We start from the raw sequence: 22,340 nt of genomic DNA, 5'->3' as shown, positions 1-22,340 counted from the left end.
AGTTGTGCGGGCCCATTGTTTGCGCAGGTACCGGCGTTAACATCGGTGGATGGCAGAGCGTGAGGCTACGGGGTCGACGGGGTCGACGGGGTCGACGGGGTCGTTCGACGCCTTCGACCCGAACACCTGGCGCTTCGAGCCGGCCCCCGTCCCGTGGTATCGCCGCAAGCAGGCGCTGACGGCGCTGATCGCGGTGGCCGCCGCGGCGGGCGCCATCGTCGTATCAGGAGTGTTGCTGCTGTTCGACGGGTCCGGCGCCGTGCACGAGGAGACCGCCCCCGCCCCCGCGACGACCGCGCCGAGCACGGCGGCCTCCACCCCCGCGCCGACCACCGTCGTCGCGCCCCCGCCGCCCGCGGCACCGTCACCGCCGCCGCCCGCCGAGGTGTCCGCACAGCCCGTCGCGCCCGCCACGCCGACGGCCGAGGAGCCGTCGACGCCGGAAACGAAGAAGCCCGAGTTCGGGGTGACGCGCACACAAGAGACGCGCAGGCCGATCAGCGTCGCGCCGCGACGTCCCGGCTAGCTGCCCCTAGCGCCGGTGCCCGTGCTCGATACCGTGCCGGACCACCAGCCCGTACGGCCCGAAGACGAAGAACGGGTACTGCAGTCGGGCGGCGTCTTCGGCCGCCTGCCCCGGCTGGGCGGTGACCTGCGCGTTGCCGGGTGTCTGACAGATCGTCGCGCCTCCGGTGGCCGAGCATCCGGTAGGTGCCGCGTTCGCCATCGGGGCCAGCCCGATCAGCGCCGCCGTCGCCGCTATGACCAACGATGTGATGATGCGCAGTCGCATTGGTGTTCTCCTCGTCCCGCGGCGTGGGTCGAAGATGACGACGCGCCGTAATTACTGAACATTATGTTCAGATTTAACGGTGCATCGCCGCGGCGGATTCCCGGCGCACCGATGACGTCAGTCACTCGCCACGCCGCGCAGCACGGCGTCGACGAGCGCGTCGGCCGTCGCATCGTCGAGCGGTGCGGTGCCCAGCAGCAGCCGGTAGAGGATCGGCCCGATCAACATGTCGACCGCGGTGCCCGGATCGACGTCGGCGCGCAACTGTCCGCGGGTCACGCCGCGATTCCACACCGTCCGCAACAGCTCACGGCGCGGGGTCACCAGATGGTCGCGCAGTTCCTCCCGGACCCGCGGGTCGTACTGACTTTCGCCGATGAGCTGGGCGAAGACCTGGCCGCTGGCGCCGGTATAGAAGTGGATCAACCCGCTGAGCACCAAGCGGAAGTCCTCGCGGGCCGAGCCGGTGTCGGGATCGGGCGCTTCGGCGGTCATCTCGGCCAGGAACGCCTCGACGGCAACGGCGTACTTGTTCGGCCACCACTTGTAGATCGTCGCCTTGCTGACACCGCTTCGGCGCGCGATCTGCTCGGTGGTCATCGCGCGCAGGCCGACCTCGTGCAGCAGTTGCGTCGTCACCGACAGCACGGCGCCACGGGCCTGCTCGCTGCGGGGGCGGCCGGGACCGCGGGCCGCCCCGGAGGTCGATTGCCCGGTCATAACTTCACTATCGACCAGTTCACCCGCCGCGTAACCGCCGGACCCCAATAAGCTGAACGCATGGCCGAATTCGAGGCTGCGGCGAGGTTCGCCGACGCGCCGGTGGCGATGCTGGGCACCGTCGGAGCCGACCGCGCTCCGCATCTGGTGCCGGTGGTGTTCGGGGTGCACAACGACGTCGTCTACACCGCCGTGGACGCCAAACGAAAGTCCACCCAACGGCTGCGTCGGCTGGCCAACATCGCGGCCAACCCGCGGGTCTGCATGCTGGTCGATCACTACGACGACGACTGGTCGCAGCTGTGGTGGGTGCGCGCGGACGGGCTGGCCGAGGTGCACGAGAGCGGCGAGGCCCGCGCCGTCGGCTACGCGCTGCTGCGCAGCAAATACCCTCAGTACCAAAGGATTGCGCTGGACGGGCCGGTGGTGACCGTCGCGGTCGACCGGTGGTCCTCCTGGCACGCGTGACGACCGCGGCCGCAAAACTCGCCGGATCCCTTGTGCTCGGTGCCGGTTGGGGGAATGGTGGGAGACACCACCGTCAGGAGGCAACGCCATGGCTGACAAAACGACAACTTCTGGTGGTGCCGGAGCCGCGCCCACCGCGGACAGTCCGGCCGCCATCCGAAACGTGGTGCTAGTGGGCCCATCGGGTGGCGGCAAGACCACACTCGTCGAATCCCTTCTCGTCGCTTCGGGGGTACTCAACCGGCCCGGTTCGGTCGTGGACGGCACCACGGTGTGCGACTCCGACGAGGCCGAGATCGCTCAACAACGCTCGGTCGGGCTGGCGCTGGCGTCGCTGCACCACGACGGCGTCAAGGTCAACCTGATCGACACCCCGGGCTACGCCGACTTCGTCGGTGAACTGCGCGCGGGCCTGCGCGCCGCGGACTGCGCACTGTTCGTGATCGCGGCCAACGAACACATCGACGAGCCGACCAAATCGCTGTGGCAGGAGTGCAGCCAGGTCGGCATGCCGCGCGCCGTCGTGATCACCAAACTCGACCACGCCCGCGCCGACTACGACAACGCGCTGACCGGCGCCCAGCAGGCGTTCGGCGACAAGGTGCTGCCGCTGTACCTGCCCGCCAACTCACCGTGCACGGGCCTGATCGGGTTGCTGTCGCAGACGCACTACGAGTACGCCGACGGTAAGCGCACCACCACCCACGACCCCGACGCCTCCTACGCCGAGGCGATCGGGGAAATGCGGGGCACGCTGATCGAGGGGATCATCGAGGAGTCCGAGGACGAGACGCTGATGGAGCGCTACCTCGGCGGTGAGCAGATCGACCAGTCGGTGTTGATCGACGATCTGGAAAAGGCCGTCGCCAGGGGTTCCTTCTTCCCGGCGATCCCGGCGTGCAGCGGCACCGGGGTCGGCACCCTCGAACTGCTGGAGATCATCACCAGCGCGTTCCCCTCGCCGCCCGAACACCAACTGCCCGAGGTGTTCACGCCGCAGGGCAAGGCCCGAGAGGGCCTGACCTGTGACCCGAAGGGGCCGCTGCTGGCCGAGGTCGTCAAGACGACGTCGGATCCCTACGTCGGGCGGGTCAGCGTGGTGCGGGTGTTCTCGGGCACCATCACCCCCGACGCGACCGTGCACGTATCGGGCCACTTCACTTCGTTTTTCGGGTCACCGGCCCACAACGGCTCCAGCGTCAGCCACGAGGATCACGACGAGGACGAACGCATCGGCACGCTGTCGTTTCCGCTGGGCAAACAGCAGCGCCCGGCGCCGTCGGTGATCGCCGGCGACATCTGCGCGATCGGGCGGCTGAGCCGCGCCGAAACCGGAGACACGCTGTCGGACAAGGCCGATCCGCTGGTGCTCAAACCGTGGACCATGCCCGAGCCGCTGCTGCCGATCGCGGTGACCCCGCGCGCAAAGACCGACGAGGACAAGCTGTCGGTCGGGTTGCAGCGGCTGGCCGCCGAGGATCCCACGCTGCGGATCGAGCAGAACCGCGAAACACACCAGATCGTGCTGTGGACGATGGGCGAGGCGCACTCCGGGGTGGTCCTCGACGGGTTGCATCGCCGCTACGGGGTCGCCGTGGACACCGTCGAGCTGCGGGTGCCGCTGCGAGAAACGTTCGGCGGCAAGGCCAAAGGACACGGCAGGCACGTCAAGCAGTCCGGCGGGCACGGCCAGTACGCGGTGTGTGACATCGAGGTGCAGCCGCTGCCGGAGGGCACCGGGTTCGAGTTCGTCGACAAGGTGGTCGGCGGTGCCGTGCCGCGCCAGTTCATCCCCAGCGTCGAGAAGGGGATCCGGGCGCAGATGGAAAAGGGCGTCGGCGCCGGCTATCCCGTCGTCGACATCCGGGTCACCCTGTTCGACGGCAAGGCGCACAGCGTGGACTCCTCGGACTTCGCGTTCCAGATGGCCGGTGCGTTGGCGCTGCGGGAGGCGGCCGCGGCCACCAAGGTGAACCTGCTCGAACCGGTGGACGAGGTGTCGGTGCTGGTGCCCGACGATCTGGTGGGCACCGTGATGGGTGATCTGGCGAGCCGCCGCGGCCGGGTGCAGGGCACCGAGAAAGTCGGCGAGGACCGCACACTGGTCAAGGCCGAGATCCCCGAGGTGGAGCTGACCCGGTACGCGATCGACCTGCGCTCGATGGCCCACGGTGCCGGATCGTTCACCAGAACCTTCGCCCGTTACGAGCCGATGCCCGAGCACGCCGCCGCCAAGGTCCTGGCGTCGGTCTGAGACAGCGGATTCCGGCGCCCCGCCGAGATCGACGTTTCGGGGGTCTTTACTCGCCCTTTCCCTCCCGGTTGTCCCTTTCGGCGCGCAGTTAACGGGGGGGATCGCCGCGCCAACTGAAGCTGTTCACGTATTTGCCCATGTCCAAAGCGATTTGGAGATTGGCGCCCGACGGCTTACCGAATCCGAAGTCCGGGCCGAACTCGTGGTAGGGGCCCACCGCCGCGGCCACCAACGCAAGGTCGTTCTTCACCGCGACCATCACCATGACCCGCATCCTGGCGTAGCTGCTGTTGGAGCCCTGCGGCCAACAGTCGGCGACCTCACCGTAACCGGACTGGTAGCCGACCATCGCGTTGGGAATCTCATAGGCGGTGCGAGTGTCGGGGAAGGTCTTTTTCACCAGCGCCTTGGCGATCGCCTTGGCCGACCGGCCGGCCGCCGGCTCGCTGAACAACCGTATCGTCCCGCCGTCACCTGCCAGAAATTCCGCGGTCACCCCGTTGGGTTGGGTGCTGATGCGGTACGCCGAACTCGGCGTCGGGTGGTGCACCGTGAACGCGCCGTCGTCGGCGGTGAAGCGCGGGTTGACCTCCACCGGCGTGCCCGTCGGCGGGCGGCCGCAGTCCGGTGGACACGCGTAGCGCGCTGCGGGCTTGCTGATCGCCGCCGACACCGCGATCAGCCCGGCGGCCACCACGACGATGGCCGAAAGCCATATCACCACCAGCCGCCGCCGTGACGTCCGCCGCGGCGCGGTGGCCGCGTAGCTGCCCGCCGGAATTGCGTATCCGGGAAAGAAATCCGTTCGCCCGCTCATGGCCCCTCGGTGTCGCGCACCGGACGCGCCGTGCGGCGGAATCGTCGTGACGACCGGGACGACGCGCGGGTCGCCACCCCGCAGGCCGGGCAGAACGCCATATCGGGCACCACATGACCGCAGTGCGGGCACAGCAGCGGCTCGTCGGCCTGGATCTCGTCGTGCGCTTCGTGAAGCAACGCCAGATGCAGACCGATGCGCAACAGCAGCAGCCCGACCGCCGCCAACAGCAGGTGCATCGCCAACATGAACAGCTGCGCGGGCGCGGCGGCGTCGATGACCCCCAGGGCCAGGCACACCGTCAGCACCGCGGCCGCGAACCCGACCAGCACCCCGCGTACCAGGCCGGGGCGCTGGTCCTGCTTGCTCGGCGGGCGCCGAAACCACAGCGCCGCACCGATCAACCCGCCCGCGGCCGCCGCGGTCACGGGTTCGGCCACCCCCCTGATGCCGGCCTCCACCAGCAGGCTCTCCATCGGCTGCCGGCTCACCACTCCGGTCCCGAACTGCGGCGCCAGATGGGCCAGCGTGGACGCGGCGGTGAACGCGAGCGCACCGAGCGCACCAACCAGGAAGCCGTCCAACGCTTCTCGGGTCGGTGGCCGCGTCATCCGCACGATCACCGCGGGCGCCAGCATGAGGATCACGCCGCCGAGCGGTATCACGATGCCGTCCCGCAGGATGCGGTCCCAGTCGGCGCCTTGGGTCAGCCCCAGCTGGTAGGAGCGGGTGATCGTCGCCTCGGTCAGCAGCACCCACCCCAGTCCGAGCCCCACGCCCAGCGCCGCCGTCCGCGCCAGCGTGCGAAACCCGAAGTCGCGGAAGGCATCTGATTCCCACAGGTAGATGACGAACAACACAGGAAGGCCCAGCGCGGCCACGGTGACCAGCGCGGCGGGCAGCCGCAGCAGCGTGAACGTGGCCAGCGTCGCCAGCAGCACCACCAGCCCGAGTCGAAACGCGGTGCGGGAGCGCTGCGGCAGATGCGGAAACAGCGAGCTGGTCGGCGACGGCTGCAGCAGGTGTTCGTCGGGTGCCGCACCGTAGTCGCGCACCCGCAGCCAATCCGGCCCCTCGGCACGACGCGGGGTCAGATGGCACCCGCACAGCCCGCAGTACTCGCCGGCGGGGACGTCGGTCTGACACACCCGGCACTCGGCCGTCGGGACCTGATCGGCGTCGCTCATGCGCGATCCGCCTCCGGCTTCTCGCTGACCCTCATTCGCCGGACTCCTGCAGCGTCAAGAGGTTTCGTACCAGGTTGTCGACGTCGGGAGTGCCGAGCCCGGTCACCAGGTCGTAGCCGGCGGCGGCGTCGGCGACCGCGTTGCCGCCGAGGGTGACGTCGCGGAACGCCGGCAGCGGCGCGCCTGCCGCGATGCGGTACAGCTTGGGGTTGAGGTCACCGATGGCCTGGCCGCCGTTGGCGAGCAGGTACTGGTTCATCACCGCGGCGAAGCCGGCCCAGATGGGCGCCGACTGCGACGTGCCACCGCCGACCAGCTGGGTTTGTTTGAACACGATGCGCACCCCGGTGAACGGGTCGGCCACCGCCGCGACGTCGGGGGTCAGCCTGCGGTCGGGGTTCTCATCGGGCAACACGTCGCGCTGCCACTCGGGTCGGTCGAACAACGCCGACACCCCGCCGCCGGTACCCACCGACAGCGGCACGTCGAACCAGGCCTGCTCGGCAAGCCAACGGCCGTCGGCTGCGGTGGACAACGTCGTGCCACCGACGTCGGTGACCTCCGGTAGCGACGCCACCGAGTCCAGCCCGACGTCGTCCTCCCCCGGCGGCGACGACCATTCGTCGCCGCCCTTGCATTCCATCCCGGCCAGGTCACCGCTGGCGTTGAACGCCGTCGTGCCGTTGTCATGCGCGGCCGCCAACGCCGACCGCACCGGCGCGACGTCGGCGGCGGTGATCAGCCTGTCGCACCCCCAGCCGATCGACAGGCTCCACACCGCACCGGGGAACCGCCGGTCGGTCTCGGCGAACAACTCGCCGACCTTCTCGAACGTCCCGTCCCCGGCGACGGTCGAACGGGCGTTGACGACAACCTTGCGCGCATCGGGCGCCACCGCGTGCGCCACCTGCAGGTCCATCGTGGTCTCGCCGCGCGGCGTGTCGAGGTCGCCGCCGACGACCTCGGGGGTGAACCGCGGCAACCCGAACGTGTCGGCGAAGAGGTCGAGGTCGGCCTGTTCGAAGCCGTCGAACGCGAAGAACACGATCGTGACGCCCTTGCCGGTGTAGCCGTCGGCGGTCAGCGGGTCGAGGTTGTAGGCGTGCCGCAGCGCGACCGGCGACAACCCCTTGTCCGGCACGTCCAGCGGCACCATCGGAAGGTGCGAGGTGTGGTGCGGGATGTAACCCAGGATCCTGCCGAGCTCGTCGACGTCGCCGCGCAACACGTCAGGCACCCGCGGCTGCTGCGGGGACGCGTAGAACACCTGCCCGCGCCTGCCCCGGTAGTCGTGCACCTCGACGCCGAACGCGCGCGCCAGGCTCTGCGCGGCGCCTTCGACGACGGCCCAGTTCGCCCCCTGCTGCCATCGCACGGTCAGGTCCCGGCGTTCGGCCCAGTCGAACACCGCGGCCGGACGGTCCCTGCGGTGCAGGGCCAGGGTCAGTTGGGCGTCGCCGTTGCGCGACGGCCCCAGATCGGTCGAGCTGGCCAGCAGGTAGGCGTACGGTCCGGCGATGGTGTCGTCGGGCGGCGCCGCTGGCCGCAGGTCGGCGGCGAACACCAGCACGCCCGCCGCCAGAAGCGCGAGCATGCCGAATCGCCGCACACCCACGGACGTCAGCGTCCGCCCGAACCGATCCGGCCTGCGGTCAGTGGTCGCCGGGGATGGCCGTCGGCGCAGGCGGTGCCTTCACCGTCGGCGAGAACGGGTTGGGCCCCGGCTCGATGCGCGGCGCCTTCTCGGTCGGCGGGCCCGGATCGACGGGGGTGGCCGGCGGCGCCGTGGTGGTGGTCGTGGTCGTCGTGGTGGTGGTTTCCTCGGGTGTCGATTCCTCGCCGGCGCACGACGCGGTCGTCAGCACCATCGCCGCGATCGCGGCACCGCCGGCGACCGCCGCCACCCGCCGCCGCAAAAGACCAGGCCTCATAGTGTTCAGTCCCATCTGTCCCGACCTACGCCAGCGGTGTACCAAGATCACCACCGGCCAGTGAAACTGTAATGGAATGCCGTGGTCAGCGCCTGTCGACTAATTCTGGGACGCGGCGCCGACCGCGGCGAGGGCTTCGGCCAGCGTCGAGTACAGCGAGAAGACGCTGTCCAGCCCCGTCAACTGGATGGGCCTGCTGGTCGCGGGACCGTTGGCGACGACCGCGAACGCGGTGGTCTTGCTGACGGCTTCGTTGGTGGCCACCAGTGTCTGTAGGCCCGCCGAGGCGAGAAAGTCGACGTCGGACAGGTCGATGACCAACGCGGTGGGCTTGGCGGCCAGCGCGTCGGTGATCGACGCTTCCAGAGCGGCGACGGTGGCTACGTCGACGTCACCGCCGACCGCCACGACGGCGACCCCATCCTGGTGGGTGACCGACGTGGTAATCGGATCAGTACCTGGCAAGGGCGGTCCTTCGTTTCGTGGGCGCCGCCACTGACGACGGCAGTGCGCAGAGCTTAGCGCTTGCCCCCGAACGCAGATCAATGCTTCGACGGCTCCATGATCTAAGTGCAGGCTAATGTCACGGTAGGACGCGTGCGCCGATTAATGCCGAGCCCGTCGTAGAGCTGGGAGGTTGGATGTCCGATCCCTCCTTCGCCACACCAACGGGTGAGCCGGTACCGCGCCAGGCCGCTGCGCACCAGGAGTGACGGTGGCGACGGACTTCGTTGTCGACATCAGCGACTCGACCGATATCGTGACCGCCCGCCAGGCAGGCCACGAGCTGGCCAGGCAGCTCGGGTTCTCGCTGACCGACGTCACGATGATCGCGACCGCCATCTCCGAAATCGCCCTTAACATCACCAGCTACGCGGGCCACGGCGAAATCCGCATCGGCGTGCAGCTCCGAGACGGCAGGCAGGCGCTGGTGGTGTACGCCGAGGACGACGGGCCCGGAATCGCCGATGTGGAACGTGCGATGGAGGACGGCTACTCCACCGGCCGGGGGCTCGGGCTGGGCCTGCCGGGGGCCCGCAGGCTGATGGACCGGCTGCAAATCGAATCGAGGCCCGGTCGGGGCACCGTGATCGAGATGTGGAAGTGGGTGCCCGACGATGGTTAGGCATGCAAGCGACTTCTACACGCGGTACGCCGAGGCGCTGAACGCCTACCTGCGCAGCGGCGACGAAGCGGTGCTTGCCGTGGGGCACGACCTCGGACGTCAGGCGCTGATCGAGCGGATGAGCATGCTCGAGATCATCGAGAACCACTGGCGGCTGGTCAGCGCCGGCGGCCCGGACACCGACGCGGGCCCGGGCGGCGCGCTTCAGTTCCTGCTGCAAACCCTGGCGGCGCTCGACATCGCCACCCGCGGATTCCTCGACGGCACAAAGCGTTACGCACAGCAGCGAGCCCGCGCCGACAACCTCGCCGACCGCGACGCGTTCCGCACCGCGCTGGTGAACTCCCTTCAGGAAGGATTTTTCGTCGCCGACGACACCGGAACGATCGTCGAGATCAACGACGCGTTCGCCGACATCACCGGATACGGCGCCGACGACCTGCCCTACCAGATGCCTCATCCGTGGGTGGAGGATCCGGCAACGGCGAACCAGCATCTGTCGGAGGTGGCCCGGCGCGGCGCGGGCACCGCCGAGATCGCGATCCGGCATCGCGACGGCCGCAGCCGCTGGGTGGTGCTCAGCATGAACGTGATCGCCGAGCATGCCTCGGACCGGATGGCCTATGTCGGCACGGTGCGCGACATCACCGCTCCGCGCGCGGCGGCGGCGCGTGACGGCGCGGTGGCCCGGCTGGCGACGGCGGTCAGCCTCGCCACGAACGTCGACGAGGTGCTGTCGATCCTGTTGGCGCAGTGCGCTTCCCCGCTGGACGTCGCGCGGGTGATCGCCGTCATCTGGCCGCACACCGACGGTGATCCGACGATCCACGTGGCCGGTGACCCCGCCGTCTCGAGTTGGGACGAGCTGGATCCCGACTGGCAACGCACCTTCGACGACGCCCGCGACTGGCTGCCGCTGACCGTCAACACGGTCGGTGCCGCACCCAGCGCGGGCACCACCCGAGGCTTCGCGGCGGCGCTGTCCAGTAAGCGCGACGTCGTGATCTGCCTGGAGCACCACCGGCCGCGCGTGGTCAGCACCGAGGACCGGCGGCTGGTCAGCGCGCTCGTCGGGCATCTGGGTCTGGCGATGCAGCACGTCCGCCAGTTCGAGAGCGCCAGGGAGACCTCGCTGACGCTGCAGCGCTCGATGCTCGCGCCCAGCACGCTTCCCGCCGGGTTCGTCGTGCGCTACGAACCGGCCGTCTCGCCGCTGGAGATCGGCGGCGACTTCTACGATGTGCTGCCCGTCGCCGAACAGCGCATCGGTGTGGTCGTCGGCGACTGTGTGGGCCGCGGGCTGTCGGCCGCCGCGGTGATGGGCCAGCTCCGCGCGTCGGCCAGGGCGCTGCTGCTGACGGGCGCAGAGCCGTCGGACGTGCTGGCACACCTCGACTCGGTGGCCGAGTTGATCCCGGCTGCGTTCTGCACCACGGTGTTCGTGGCGGTGATCGACACCGAAACCGGGTCGGTGCACTACAGCAACGCCGGCCATGTGCCGCCGGTGCTCATCACAGGCGCGTCGCCGCCGGAACTGTTGACCGACGGGCGTTCGGTGCCGTTGGCCGTGCAGAGTGAGGAGCCCCGACCGCAGGCGACCCGGGCGCTGACGTCGGGTTCGACGCTGTTGCTTTACACCGACGGGCTGGTCGAACGGCGCGGCGACGCGATCGACAGCCAGATCGAACGTCTCGGCGAGGTGCTCGCCGAAACCACCGCTCAACCGATCGAATCGGTCGCCGATGCGGTGCTGGCAAAGCTGATGCCGGACAACGGTTTCGACGACGATGTCGCGATCGTGCTCTACCGGCTGGAGCGCGCGCCGCTGCGTATCGACACCGAGGCCGCGGCGATCCGGTTGAGCGAGGTGCGGCACCGGCTGGCCGCCTGGCTGCGCGGCAACGACGTACCCGACCAACTCGCCGACGACATCGTGCTGGTGGTCAACGAAGCGTGCTCGAACTGCGTCGAACACGCTTACCGCGGCCGCGATCCCGGCCGCATGCGGGTGGAGGCCGACATCCGCGGCCACGAGATGCACATCCGCGTCATCGACGGGGGTTCGTGGAAGACACCGCCTGCCGACCCGGGCACCAGAGGGCGGGGCCTGATGCTGATGCGCGCGGTCAGCGACGGGGTGGATCTCGACGGGACGCCGGCGGGTACGACGGTGGAGATGTCATTCCGACTGCCAACGACAAGCCGCGGTTGACCCACCGCCGGCGCCGGTCGTCGACGGCGCGCGGGCTAAGTGTCGGCCCGGCCCGCCACGGCGGCCTCGAGTTCTTCCTCCAGCGCGCCCTCCTCGCGACCGAGCGCGATGGTCGACGCCATCATCGCGACGACCGCGACCGTGATCGCCGCGGCCTTGACGCCGTTGACCGTCATGTGTTCCCCGAGCACCACCGCGCCGAGCACCACCGCGATGACCGGTTCGAGCACCAGCATCGTGGGCACCGACGTCTGCAACGAGCCGGCGTGGAAAGCCGACTGCTGCAGAAACACCGCGATAACCCCCAGCAGCACAAGCAGATACGGTATCGGCGTGCTGAGCACTGCCAGCAGCCCGTTGTGGGTGAGCATGTGCATGACAACCTTGGTCAGCACCGCGACGACGCCGAAGAGCACGCCCACGGCGACGGCCAGCAGCACGGCGCGCCGCCAGCCCGGGCGGCGGACCGCCACCACCACGCATGCGGTCACCGCCGCGACGCACACCAGCGCGACGACAGCCGTCAGCGGCGCGGAGGCCTCGTAGTCACCGGGCCGGGTCTTGGCCAGCACGACGAACACCCCCAGCGCGGCGGTCAGCGCCGACGCCCACAGCCATTCACCGCGGGTGACGCGGCGATTGGCCAGCCGCGCGCTCAGCGGCAGCGCGAAAAGCAGCGCGGACACCAGGATGGGCTGGACCAGCAGCAGCGAACCGAACACCAGCGCGAGCGCCTGAAAGCAGAACCCGGTCACCGCCGCCGCGGTGCCCGCCCACCACAGCGGCCTGCGCAACAACGTGAGCACCATCACGCTGCTCACCCCGTGCTCGGGTGCGACGTCCATGGTGGCGCGCTGGCGCACCACGATGCCGATCGCCAGGAACACCGCGGCGAGCAGGGCCAGAAGTACGGCCAGACCATGGCTTACCAAAGCGTTCAGCTCCCTTCAGACCATGGTCGGCACACCGGACAAGCAGACCATAATGGCCGATGCGCCGCGCAGTCGGTGTGAGGCCCCCGGCGGCGGGCACGTTTCGGCGCCCGGCCAATTGGGCATTGATCGATCATGAACATGCGACGGTTGGTGTTGCTACTGGGTGCGGTCGTGTTGGTAATCGGTGTCATCGGTCTTCTGGTACCCGTATCGATCGCCGGACCCGACAATCAGAAGATCGGTTGCGGTAACGCGGTCGCCGCGGACTATGCGCCCGCCCGCAACGTGGACAACCGCAATCCGGTCAACCTGCCGGTGCTCAACGAGCTGATTCCGCACACCGACTACGTCGCACAGTGCGAGTCGGCGGTGTCCCAGCGTCGGACCTGGACCATCCCGGTGGCGGTCATCGGGCTGGTGATTCTGGTCGGCGGGTTCTTCGTCGGCAACCGGGTCGGCGGCGCACGAACCGGCTAGCTCGCCTCGCGGCCTCCGACCACGCGCAGCCGTGGCGGCGCGTGGGGCGTCGGCTGGGGTGTCGGTGCGATCTTGTCGTTGACCGACGCGACGACGGTGTCGACCCGGGTGACGGCGCGGTCGCACAACCCGCGCACCCGGTCGCTGGCCACGTCGACGTCGTCGGCCGCGCTGCGCAGGTACGCCCGGACATTGACCCGGAACCGATCGCCTGCCACGCGCAGCCTGCGGCGAAGCCGGTCGTCGATCTCCACCGAGATGTAGGGCAGCACCCGAACCTTCATGGCCCCACGATAGCCGTGCCGGGTGCGCCGGCCTACCTGCCGAGCGGTGCGGGCACCGGCTGGTCGGTGGTCTGCGGCAGCGGGCGCGCCGCGGTCTCGCGCATCGTCAACACCGCGGCCAGCGACACCACCGCCGCCACGATCAGGTAGAACGCCGGTGCCACGGGGTTGTCGGTTTCGGCGGTCAGCCAGGTGACCACATACGGTGTGGTGCCGCCGAACCCGGCCACGCAGAGGTTGTATCCGATGGAGAAGCCGCTGTAGCGCACGGTGGTGGCGAACAGCTCGACGCCGGCCGACACCGCCGCGGACACGTAGACGGATTCGATCGCGGCCAGACAGCAGTGCGCGATGACCGCCGCCGTCAGCGAACCCGAGTTCAGCAACAGGAACAGCGGATAGCCCAGCACCGCGAAGGTCACCGAGGCCCCGATGAGCATCGGTTTGCGGCCGATCCGGTCCGACAGCGCGGCCAGCGGAAGGATGAGGATCAGCGCCACCAGGCTGGCCAGCGTCATGGAGACGAACGCGCTGGTCTTCGAGAACTCGAGCGTCTTGATGAAGTAGGTGGGCAGGAACGTGAACACCACGTAGTAGCCGACGTTGAACACGATGAACAACCCGATCACCTGAAGGATCGGGCGCCACGCCGTGGTGACGGCCTCCCGCAGCGGCGACTCGGCGATCTGATCGGTCTTGCTGAGTTCGGCGAACTGCGGGGTGTCGTCCAGGCGCAGCCGGATGTACAGGCCGACAAGGCCCAGCGGCCCGGCGATCAGAAACGGGATGCGCCAGCCGTAACTCTCCATCGCCGCGGCGGGCAGCAGCGCCTGCAACAGCGTCACGGTCGCCGAGCCGAGCAGGAAGCCCAGCACCCCCGACCACGCCATGAACGTGACGGTCAGCCCGCGGCGTTTGTCCGATGCGAACTCGGCCAGATACACCGCGCCGCCGCCGTACTCGCCGCCTGCCGAGAACCCTTGCAGGCAGCGCAGCAGCAGCAGCAGAAGCGGCGCGGCGACGCCGATCGAGGCGTAGGTCGGCAGTAGCCCGATGGCCACCGTTGCCGCCGACATCAGCAGAATGACGATCGCCAGGACGCGCTGGCGACCGATCCGGTCGCCGAGCGGACCGAACACGAACCCGCCCAGCGGACGCATGAAGAACGCCGCCGCGAAGATCGCGAATGTGTTGAGCAGCGCGGCGGTTTCGTTGCCCGCGGGAAAGAAGTTCGCCGCGATGAACGTCGCAAGGAAGCCGTAGATCGCGAAGTCGAACCATTCGACGGCGTTGCCGATCGATGCTCCGGTTATGGCCCTACGCACATCGGACGGCATGTCGCTGCTCCCTGCAACTAAGCGTTGTGCTGACTTTGCCAGCGCCAGTGTGGAATTGAGGCACGCTGGAGTCTATCGGTCGGCCCAGTACGGCCGGGTCACCAGCACCACCAAACCCAGCACCGCGACCGGAGCCACCAGCGGCAGCCACGGCAACTCCGCGGCAACCGACACCGCGGCCAGCCCGACGGCGCCGAATCCCACCGCTGCGATCACTGTCGGCGCCGTCGCGGTGCCCGCATGCCGCAACACCAAGTAGCCCGCCGCCGTCAACCCGCACAACGCCGCCAGCATCGGCGCGGCGTCGGCGAGCACCAACACCGCCCCGGCCAGCAGCACCGCCAGCGTCGCGCACGGCCGAAACACGCTGCCCGCCAGCACCGCAAGCGCAGCCAGCCCGGCCACCACCAGCGCGATGTCGTCGGCCTGCACCGCCGACGCCGCCACCATCACCAACCCGAACGCGGTTGACATCGCCCGGTTCACCGCCATAGCCATCGCGCGGTTCACCGCGGTCTCCCCACCGGGCGCCGATGGTCGGGTACCAGCTGCATCGCCGCCTCCAGCGTATCCACCGCACGCCACGACACCACATCGACACCGATGGTGCCCATGTCGCGGTACATGAACGACCGCTGCAGCGCCCACATCCTGGCGACCAGACGGTCGGTGTCTTCGGCGAACGGGGCACCCTCCAGCACGTCGACGGCGACGACGGTGTGCCCGCGTTTGCGTAAATCGATGAGCGCCAACGCGAATTCGGTGTCCAGCATCGTCGAGAACGCCACCACGATCGCACCCGGCGGCACCGCCGCGCGGGGCGCCAGCGTGCCCGGCGTGGTCTCGAACCCGTCGTCGACGGCGAGCATCGCATCCAGCACCCGGTAGAACTGCCGACGGCCGATGTCGGCGCCGAGCCAGCGCGGCTGCCGGTCCCCCAGGGCGACGACGCCGGCGCGGTCACCGCCGCGCAGCGCGCTCTGCACCACCTGCACGGCGCCCCTGGCGGTGCGGTCGGCGGCCTCGGTCGCGGGCCCCGCGGGTTGCGGATAGTTGTCGACGAGCACCACCACGTCGGCGGCGCGGTCGGTCAACCGCTGGGTGACGTGCAGGCTGCCCCGACGCGCGCTGACCGGCCAGTTGACCGTGCGCAGTTGGTCGCCGGGAACGTATCTGCGCACGTCGGCGTACTCGACGCCGGGGCCGATATGCCGGGTCAGGTGCGTGCCGAGGCGGTCCAGCAGTTCGGTGCGCGGAATCGCCGTCGGTTGCGGCGGGGCCTGAGGAAAGACGTAGACGGTGGCAGCGTCGACGACCCCGCGGCCTTCCAGCAGGCCGCCGCGCGCGGCCACCCGCAGGTGCGCCCGGATGGGGTAACGGCCCCAACGGTCGGCGCTCACCTCGACGGTCTGTCGCGGCCCACGTTCGACGACGTCGCATTGCATCCCCGTGGCCGCCGAGACGGCGACGAACACCGTTTCCGGTTCTGCGTCGGCCCACACCGTGACACGCACCTGTTCGGTCTCGAAGCAGCGGTGCGCGCCGGGTTGGGCATGCACCCGCGCCGACGGCACCGGCCGCTGCCACCCGATCGAGCACAACACCCCGATCAGCGGCGCCGCGAACGCCACCAGCTGCCAGCACCCGCCGATCACCGCCACCACGAATGCCACCGCCGCGCACGTCACCAGCGCTGCCGTCAGAGGTGAGGCGCGCCAAGTCAATTCGGCGTCAGCGGCGCGGGCTTCGGTCACGGCGCGTCAGGCTTCGGCTCGCGGTACCGGCAGGCGGCGCAGCAGTTCCTGGACCACGTCGCTGCCGTGCACGCGACGCACCCACATCTCCGGCCGCAGGCTGATGCGGTGGGCGATCGCCGGAACGGCAAGGGATTTCACGTCTTCGGGGATGACATAGTCGCGGCCGAACAGCAGCGCGCGGGCGCGGGCCAGCTGGACCAGGTCGAGTTCGGCGCGCGGGCTGGCGCCGACGGCGATCTGCGGATGCTGGCGGGTGGCCGCGGCCAGCGACACCACGTAGCGCAGCACGTCGTCGTGCACGGTCACCTGTTCCACCGATTCCCGCATGGCGATCAGCTCGTCGGCGTCGACCACCTGGCCCACCGCCGGCTCCGTCGATCCCCGGTCGATGCGCCGGCGCAGCATCGAAACCTCCTCGGGCTCAGAGAGATAGTTCAGCTCGAGGCGGATCGTGAACCGGTCGAGTTGCGCCTCGGGCAGTGGATAGGTGCCCTCGTACTCGATGGGGTTGTCGGTGGCCAGCACGATGAACGGGGCGGGCAGTCGGTGCGTGACGCCGTCGATGCTCACCTGGCGTTCGGCCATCGCCTCCAGAAGCGCTGCCTGGGTCTTGGGTGGCGTGCGGTTGATCTCGTCGGCCATCAGCAGGTTCGTGAAGATCGGCCCGGGCCGGAACTCGAACCGGCCCGACTGCATGTCGTAGACCGTCGAGCCGAGCAGATCGGCGGGCAGCAGGTCCGGGGTGAACTGGACCCGCTTGAACTGCAACCCGAGCGCGGCGGCGAACGACCGCGCGATCAACGTCTTGCCGAGGCCGGGCAGGTCTTCGATCAGCACGTGCCCGCCGGCCAGCACGGTGGTGAGGATGAGCGTCAGCGCACCGCGCTTGCCGACCACCACGCGCCCGATCTCGTCGAGCACGGTTTCGCAGTTGGCGGTGGTGGTCGCCGCCGGAAGGCCCATGGTCATATCCGCTCCAGCCGTTGCAGGATCTCGTCAAGGGCCGCGCGGCCGGGGCCCGGTTCGTTGGCGTCGCTGCGCGCGACGTTCTCCGGGTCCACCCATGCCCACAGCTGCGCGCCGAAGAGCATCTCGCCGGTGGCGGCATACGCCGCGCGGTCCTTGAGCCGCTTTTGCCCCGATGCCATTTCGAACTGTCGCGCGAGCATGGGCCGCAGGTGGCGGTCCCAGTCCCTTCGGGTGGAGTCCGCCCTGCTGATCAACGTCTCGGTGCGGGACAACCAGCGGCGCAGCGACTCTGCGGCGTCGTCGACCGGGGCTTCGGCCGCACCCGCGGTCGGATCGCGCACCAGGTACCACCGCAAACCCAGCAGCGCCACCGCGAGAGCCAGACCCGAGATGACCAGGGCCATGCTGCGGTCGGGTGCGGCCAAAACCATCAGCTCGGCTGCCACCACGAGCAGAAATGCGACCGCCACAAGCCTTTTCACGCCGGAACCTCCGGTATGCGCCCGGGCAGTTCGGCGAGCACCCGGTGCAGCACCCGCACCGCGGCATCACGGTGCGCCTCGGTCATCACATGTTTGGAGAACCGGGCCTCCTCGAACAGCTCGACCAGTTCGGTTGCGCTGTCGGCGCGTAACGCGTTGCGCTCGACCGCACGCGCCAGCACCTCGGTCGGGGTGTCGCAATCCTGCGGGATCGCCCCGGGCACCCGGGTCAGCTCACGTTCCATCGACGCGTAGCACGCGATGATCGCCTCGCGCGGCTCCCGGCTCAGGTCACCGATCTCGGCCAGCCCGATCTCTGCAGCCCTGGCAAGGGAATTCGTCGTCGGAGACGAAGGGGCGGGACGGTCCTCGTCACCGAACAGCTCGGGTTCGTGACGCCGCTGCCGCCGCGACGCGACCGCCGTGCCGAGCACCACCAGCCCCATCAGGATCAGCATCGGCGGGACCAGGTACCCGACGACGTTCGAACCCGTGTCGTCGGCCTGGTCGGGGAGTGGTGCGGGCGGGCTCTGCGCGCCAGGCGCAGTGTCGGCGATACCGGTCCCGGTGCCGGACTGCTCGATCGCCTCCCGGCCGCCGATGCGGCTCAACACCACGATCAGCAGCAGCCACCCGATGACGACCGACAGCGCGATCAACGAGAACCGCCACGTCGGGCGCCCCCTGGTGCCCGGACTGCGCGGCAGCGCGCCCACCGATGGCGGCGTGGGTCGGCGGTCGCGCAACCGCACGATGATCGCGAACCCGATGATCGCCACCGCCGCGGTCAGCAGCGCGACGACGGCGATCAGCGCCGCCGGGTGGCTCTGCTCGGGCTGTCGGGGTTCGGCTGGCCGCTCGGCCGCGCCGGGCACATATCCGCGCAACCCCCACGCGGCAAGGACCATGAGCGCGATGACCGCGATCACGCGCTGTGTCGACTTGTCGAAACCGGCCATGACCCTGACCCCATCCTGACAGGCGTTCAGTGATTTGGGTGCGCGAACGAGCGCTCAGCGCGCTTTAACGCGCCGAAGTCGCATCGCGGCGTCGCGGCTGGCCTGTTTGCCCTTCGCGTAGGCGTCTTCTGCGGCGGCCAGCGCCGCCTCGGCGTCCGCCAGCCGGCGACGTGCATCCTGGTGGCGCAGCCGCGCGGTGGCCAGGTCGGACTGCAGCTCGCCCAGCGCGTCGTCGGCCTCGGCCTTGGCGCGTTCGGCGGCCTTCAGTTCGGCGCGGGCCTGCCGGGCCGCCTTGTCGTCGGCCACGGGTTCGGCCCTGGTCTTGGCGGCCCGGGTCGGCTTGAAAACCGCTGCGCTGTCACCGAACCCGCCGAACCCGGACCACTGCTCGGCCTTGACCAGCCTGCCGATCCTGGCCGCGACGTCCTGATCGGCGACGGCCGCCTGCAGCGTCGAGATGACGTCGTCACGCAACGACGCCGACGGACGGGTCAACTCGGCTTCTTCGAACGCCGTCCGGGTCAGGTCGTCGATGAGCCGGCGCTGCTCGGCGGACAGTTCGCGGATCCGGGCGCCGTCCATCGCGCTGTGCGCGTCGCGCAACCGCGCACCGAGGTCGGCAAGGCGCCGCTGCACCGCATCGTCGGCGTGGGCGAGCCGGTTGACCACCCACGCCGCCGTGGTGGGCTTGCGCGCGGCCGAGATCTTCTTGGCGTCCTCGGTGTCCCCGCGTTTCCTGGCGGCCGCGGCGAGCTTGGTGCGCAGCGCAGTGAAGTCCTCGAGCCGGGCGGCATAGAGCTCGTCGAGCGGATCCATACGTCCCTCCTGCCGGTGGTGCGGTTACGGCCCCTGTCCATGGTCGCGCAACCAGCGCGCGGTCAGCTGCCGGAAGGCCTGTTGGCCGATGCTGCCGGGACGCGCGTCGAACACGTGATCGGCGAACGGCACGGGAACCAGCTCGACGTCAACGCCTGCCGCCGCGGCCTGCTCGACAAACCGGTGGGTACCGGCGACGGGCACCAGGTGGTCAGCCTCGGGCAGGATGATCAGCGTCGGCGGCGCCTCGGCGGTGATATGGCTGGCCGACGAAATGTGTTGGTAGCGCTCGGGAAATTGCTCGGGTGAGCCGCCGGTGTAGGCGGCCACCATGTCGCGCGCGGTGGCGCCGAGCAGCGGATCGGCGTTGCGGTACATGCCCACCGGGTCGACGGCGGGATACATCACCGACACCGCGTGCACCGCCGGTGGCCGCCCGCCGCACGACGACGACAGCCGCCCCGCGGCGGCCAGGTAGGCGGTATTGACCGCCAGGTTTCCGCCCGCGGAGTGTCCGGACAGCGACAGCCGCGCCGGGTCCCCGCCGTAGCGGTGCGCGTTGTCCCCGATCCAGGCGAGCGCGCAGCCGAGTTGGCCCTGGACCACGTCCGCGAGATGCCGGTCGGCCGACGACAACGGGTATCCGACGCTGATCGTCAGCCAGCCCTGGTCGGCGAGCCAGCGCAGATCGGTGCTACGCGAGTGCCGGTCGCCCTCGACCCACCCGCCGCCGTGGATGTACACCAGCACCGGCGCGCGCGACGCGTCCGTCGACCCGGGCGGCCGGTAGATGCTGACCTGCAGCGGTTCACCCTCGAACGTCGCGTAGGTCGCTTCCGCGTCGGGGCTGGCCGACCGGGGCAACCCGATCCCGAACACGTCGACCAGATCGACGTCGGCGCCCGCAGCGGCCACGGCGGCGGTCATCCGGACGGTGATGTACGACGCGCCTACCGCGGCGAACACGGCGACCACGGTCAGCGTCGCGGCGAACCGGCCACGCCCCCGCCACCAGCGGTACCCGGCAAGCACGGCGGCCACCGCCGCCGCGACGATCAGCCAGACGACGAACCAGGGCGTGAACGCCGTCGCGAGGCCCACATACGGCACGTCGTGCAGCAGGGTGCCCAGCACCGCCAGCGCCGCGACCGCGGTGAGCGGCACCGCCACCGCGTACACGATCACGTCAGGCCAGCCCGAACATCTCCAGCAGAGCCGCGGTGCGCCACCAGATCAGCACCGCGAACACGACCAGGACCGCGACGGTGACACCCGCCTGCACCGCGTTGCGCGATCTCTGCGGCGCATACGCGTACGCCGCGGCGACCGCGGCGCCGGTGACCAGCCCGCCCAGGTGACCCTGCCAGCTGATGTTGGCCGAGCTGATCAGCGGGAAGATGAACGTGAACGCCAGGTTGAGCCCGATGATGGCGACCACCCAGCGCACGTCGAGGTTGAGGCGCTTGCCCACCACGAACGTCGCGCCGAACAGCCCGAACACCGCGCCGGACGCACCGGCGGTGGCTGAACCCAGCGACGACAACAGGTACACCAGCACCGATCCGCCCAGCGCGCTGAGGAAGTAGAGCGCGCTGAACCGCAGCCGGCCCAGCGCGGCTTCCAGCGGTGGGCCCACCACCCACAGCGCCCACATGTTGAACAGCAGATGTGTCAGGCCGTAGTGCAGAAACGCCGAGGTCAACAGCCGGTACAGGTCGCCGTCGGCCACCGCGTAGGGCTGCAGCACCAGCCCGTTCTGGAAATCCCTCGACATGGTCTGCAGGACGAACATCACCACGTTGACCGCGATCAGGACGTAGGTCACCACCGGGGCGCCCGACGGGCGCCCGCCGAACTGGGTTCGCGGCTGGCGGACCGTCTTGGCGCCGGTGTGCACGCAGTCCACGCACTGATGGCCAACGGCGGCACTGCGCATGCACTCCGGGCAGATGTAGCGGTTGCACCGGGAACAGCGGACGTAGGTCACCCGGTCGGGGTGCCGGTAGCAGGTCTGCGTCTCCGCGGGGGTCGACATGGTCACCACCTTAAAGAGACGGTTTCGGGGCGCCGGGCAATCGCATTCGATAACGATTCGATCACCGTCCAGATCACGATCACCTAAGACGTGCGGGCAAATTCTAAGAAGGCACCGTTGTTCTGGCCGCGCGCTTAGTCGAATAGGCCGATTTTGCGGTATAGATCACGCCGGTCGGATGTAACGATCATTCCTATCCAGCAAACGAAGATACGGTCGGGATCTGCCCGTGTTGCGGCGCGCTACCTTGGTTTTCAGGGACGGGGAAATCCGAGACAACATCGCATAAAAAGGAACGAACACATGAAATTCAGTGGTATCGCTGCGCGCCGGGGAATCGTCGGCGCATGTGCAGCAAGCGTGCTCGGGGGCTTGGCCGCAGCAACCATCGCCGCGCCGTCGGCGGCGGCCTCGCCCGAGCAGTGCACCGCCAGCGCGGTGTCCGGCACGGTCAGTTCCGTGACGGGCTCGGCACGGGCGTATCTGGACAGCCATCCCGGCGCCAACCAGGCGGTCACGACCGCGTTCAACCAGCCGCGTCCGGCGGCGGCCGCCACGCTGCGCGGGTACTTCACCAACAACCCCGGGGAGTACTACGACCTGCGCGGCATCCTCGCGCCGATCGGTGACGTGCAGAGCACGTGCAACGTCTCGGTGCTCCCGCCGGACCTGGCGTCGGCCTACAACGAGTTCATGGCCGGCTGAGTCCCTCGCCGTGACGGTCGGACCCGCCGCTGCAGCCCCGCTGCGGCGGCGGGTTCTTTCATGTCCGTTGGACGCC

General features: G+C 69.6%; 25 protein-coding genes. 7 read left to right on the top strand and 18 right to left on the bottom strand.

Translation table 11 applies throughout. The annotated features are described in order from the left end of the window. Positions 1-49: 49 nt before the first annotated feature. Positions 50-526, top strand: coding sequence for a hypothetical protein (locus tag K3U96_RS01175; RefSeq protein ID WP_220691803.1), 477 nt, complete (start codon positions 50-52; stop codon positions 524-526). 6 nt (positions 527-532) lie between these two features. Here K3U96_RS01175 and K3U96_RS01170 read toward each other — a convergent pair whose 3' ends face one another. Further along, positions 533-793: a hypothetical protein gene (locus K3U96_RS01170; RefSeq protein WP_069405130.1), complete on the bottom strand. Its 261-nt coding sequence runs from the start codon at positions 791-793 to the stop codon at positions 533-535. 117 nt (positions 794-910) lie between these two features. After that, positions 911-1,513, bottom strand: a complete 603-nt coding sequence (locus K3U96_RS01165; protein WP_220691802.1) for a TetR/AcrR family transcriptional regulator — start codon at positions 1,511-1,513, stop codon at positions 911-913. A gap of 60 nt (positions 1,514-1,573) precedes the next feature. Here K3U96_RS01165 and K3U96_RS01160 point away from each other — a divergent pair, with 60 nt between their 5' ends. Then, on the top strand, positions 1,574-1,981 hold the full coding sequence (locus tag K3U96_RS01160) for a TIGR03668 family PPOX class F420-dependent oxidoreductase (RefSeq protein ID WP_220691801.1): 408 nt from the start codon (positions 1,574-1,576) through the stop codon (positions 1,979-1,981). 88 nt (positions 1,982-2,069) lie between these two features. Continuing rightward, positions 2,070-4,235 carry an elongation factor G-like protein EF-G2 gene (locus tag K3U96_RS01155; RefSeq protein WP_220691800.1) on the top strand — a complete coding sequence of 722 codons (2,166 nt, stop codon included), beginning with the start codon at positions 2,070-2,072 and terminating at the stop codon, positions 4,233-4,235. Between the two features lie 88 nt (positions 4,236-4,323). Here K3U96_RS01155 and K3U96_RS01150 read toward each other — a convergent pair whose 3' ends face one another. From K3U96_RS01150 to K3U96_RS01130, 5 genes are all read right to left on the bottom strand, one after another. Then, positions 4,324-5,052 carry a hypothetical protein gene (locus K3U96_RS01150; RefSeq protein WP_220691799.1) on the bottom strand — a complete coding sequence of 243 codons (729 nt, stop codon included), beginning with the start codon at positions 5,050-5,052 and terminating at the stop codon, positions 4,324-4,326. Further along, entirely contained in the window at positions 5,049-6,239 is a 1,191-nt protein-coding gene (locus K3U96_RS01145) for a zinc ribbon domain-containing protein (protein WP_069405125.1), read from the bottom strand. The genes K3U96_RS01150 and K3U96_RS01145 overlap by 4 nt, the downstream gene beginning before the upstream one ends. A 31-nt stretch (positions 6,240-6,270) precedes the next feature. Continuing rightward, positions 6,271-7,833: a S53 family peptidase gene (locus tag K3U96_RS01140; RefSeq protein ID WP_220693351.1), complete on the bottom strand. Its 1,563-nt coding sequence runs from the start codon at positions 7,831-7,833 to the stop codon at positions 6,271-6,273. 58 nt (positions 7,834-7,891) lie between these two features. After that, positions 7,892-8,170 (bottom strand): hypothetical protein, encoded by a 279-nt coding sequence (locus K3U96_RS01135; RefSeq protein WP_084223102.1) that lies wholly within the window; start codon positions 8,168-8,170, stop codon positions 7,892-7,894. Between the two features lie 99 nt (positions 8,171-8,269). Beyond that, on the bottom strand, positions 8,270-8,635 hold the full coding sequence (locus K3U96_RS01130; protein WP_069405123.1) for an STAS domain-containing protein: 366 nt from the start codon (positions 8,633-8,635) through the stop codon (positions 8,270-8,272). Between the two features lie 250 nt (positions 8,636-8,885). On the opposite strand from K3U96_RS01130, the gene K3U96_RS01125 reads away from it, so the two are divergent. Together K3U96_RS01125 and K3U96_RS01120 are read left to right on the top strand one after the other, a co-directional pair. Beyond that, on the top strand, positions 8,886-9,296 hold the full coding sequence (locus K3U96_RS01125; RefSeq protein WP_069405151.1) for an anti-sigma regulatory factor: 411 nt from the start codon (positions 8,886-8,888) through the stop codon (positions 9,294-9,296). Then, positions 9,289-11,508, top strand: coding sequence for a SpoIIE family protein phosphatase (locus K3U96_RS01120; protein WP_220691798.1), 2,220 nt, complete (start codon positions 9,289-9,291; stop codon positions 11,506-11,508). The genes K3U96_RS01125 and K3U96_RS01120 overlap by 8 nt, the downstream gene beginning before the upstream one ends. 35 nt (positions 11,509-11,543) lie before the next feature. On the opposite strand, the gene K3U96_RS01115 is transcribed toward K3U96_RS01120, so the two are convergent. Beyond that, positions 11,544-12,440: a DMT family transporter gene (locus K3U96_RS01115; protein WP_205871053.1), complete on the bottom strand. Its 897-nt coding sequence runs from the start codon at positions 12,438-12,440 to the stop codon at positions 11,544-11,546. Between the two features lie 135 nt (positions 12,441-12,575). Here K3U96_RS01115 and K3U96_RS01110 point away from each other — a divergent pair, with 135 nt between their 5' ends. Beyond that, positions 12,576-12,920, top strand: coding sequence for an aminopeptidase (locus K3U96_RS01110; RefSeq protein WP_220691797.1), 345 nt, complete (start codon positions 12,576-12,578; stop codon positions 12,918-12,920). On the opposite strand, the gene K3U96_RS01105 is transcribed toward K3U96_RS01110, so the two are convergent. The 10 genes from K3U96_RS01105 to K3U96_RS01060 all read right to left on the bottom strand — a co-directional run bounded on the left by K3U96_RS01105 (position 12,917) and on the right by K3U96_RS01060 (position 21,559). Continuing rightward, positions 12,917-13,204 carry a hypothetical protein gene (locus K3U96_RS01105; RefSeq protein WP_069405972.1) on the bottom strand — a complete coding sequence of 96 codons (288 nt, stop codon included), beginning with the start codon at positions 13,202-13,204 and terminating at the stop codon, positions 12,917-12,919. The genes K3U96_RS01110 and K3U96_RS01105 overlap by 4 nt on opposite strands. A gap of 32 nt (positions 13,205-13,236) precedes the next feature. After that, positions 13,237-14,541: an MFS transporter gene (locus tag K3U96_RS01100; RefSeq protein ID WP_220691796.1), complete on the bottom strand. Its 1,305-nt coding sequence runs from the start codon at positions 14,539-14,541 to the stop codon at positions 13,237-13,239. A gap of 72 nt (positions 14,542-14,613) precedes the next feature. Further along, entirely contained in the window at positions 14,614-15,051 is a 438-nt protein-coding gene (locus K3U96_RS01095; RefSeq protein ID WP_230982328.1) for a hypothetical protein, read from the bottom strand. After that, positions 15,048-16,295, bottom strand: a complete 1,248-nt coding sequence (locus K3U96_RS01090) for a DUF58 domain-containing protein (RefSeq protein WP_220691795.1) — start codon at positions 16,293-16,295, stop codon at positions 15,048-15,050. The genes K3U96_RS01095 and K3U96_RS01090 overlap by 4 nt, the downstream gene beginning before the upstream one ends. A gap of 6 nt (positions 16,296-16,301) precedes the next feature. After that, on the bottom strand, positions 16,302-17,261 hold the full coding sequence (locus K3U96_RS01085; protein ID WP_069408232.1) for an AAA family ATPase: 960 nt from the start codon (positions 17,259-17,261) through the stop codon (positions 16,302-16,304). A gap of 2 nt (positions 17,262-17,263) precedes the next feature. Then, entirely contained in the window at positions 17,264-17,749 is a 486-nt protein-coding gene (locus K3U96_RS01080) for a hypothetical protein (RefSeq protein WP_220691794.1), read from the bottom strand. After that, the gene (locus tag K3U96_RS01075; RefSeq protein ID WP_220691793.1) at positions 17,746-18,708 is read right to left on the bottom strand and encodes a DUF4129 domain-containing protein; all 963 of its coding nucleotides are present in this window, start codon (positions 18,706-18,708) and stop codon (positions 17,746-17,748) included. The genes K3U96_RS01080 and K3U96_RS01075 overlap by 4 nt, the downstream gene beginning before the upstream one ends. A 54-nt stretch (positions 18,709-18,762) precedes the next feature. Then, positions 18,763-19,524 (bottom strand): hypothetical protein, encoded by a 762-nt coding sequence (locus K3U96_RS01070; RefSeq protein WP_220691792.1) that lies wholly within the window; start codon positions 19,522-19,524, stop codon positions 18,763-18,765. 24 nt (positions 19,525-19,548) lie between these two features. Then, positions 19,549-20,709 carry an alpha/beta hydrolase gene (locus tag K3U96_RS01065; RefSeq protein WP_220691791.1) on the bottom strand — a complete coding sequence of 387 codons (1,161 nt, stop codon included), beginning with the start codon at positions 20,707-20,709 and terminating at the stop codon, positions 19,549-19,551. A gap of 1 nt (position 20,710) precedes the next feature. Further along, a complete protein-coding gene (locus tag K3U96_RS01060) occupies positions 20,711-21,559 on the bottom strand; it encodes a rhomboid family intramembrane serine protease (protein ID WP_069405779.1) in 849 nt (282 codons plus the stop codon). 303 nt (positions 21,560-21,862) lie between these two features. Between K3U96_RS01060 and K3U96_RS01055 the strand changes: the two genes are divergently transcribed. Next, entirely contained in the window at positions 21,863-22,264 is a 402-nt protein-coding gene (locus K3U96_RS01055) for a heme-binding protein (protein WP_220691790.1), read from the top strand. Positions 22,265-22,340 lie beyond the last annotated feature (76 nt).

This window comes from Mycolicibacterium holsaticum DSM 44478 = JCM 12374, assembly GCF_019645835.1.
Classification (GTDB): Bacteria; Actinomycetota; Actinomycetes; order Mycobacteriales; family Mycobacteriaceae; genus Mycobacterium; species Mycobacterium holsaticum.
The sequence above is the reverse complement of the archived record's forward strand: the minus strand, read 5'-3'. Positions and strand labels throughout refer to the sequence as shown.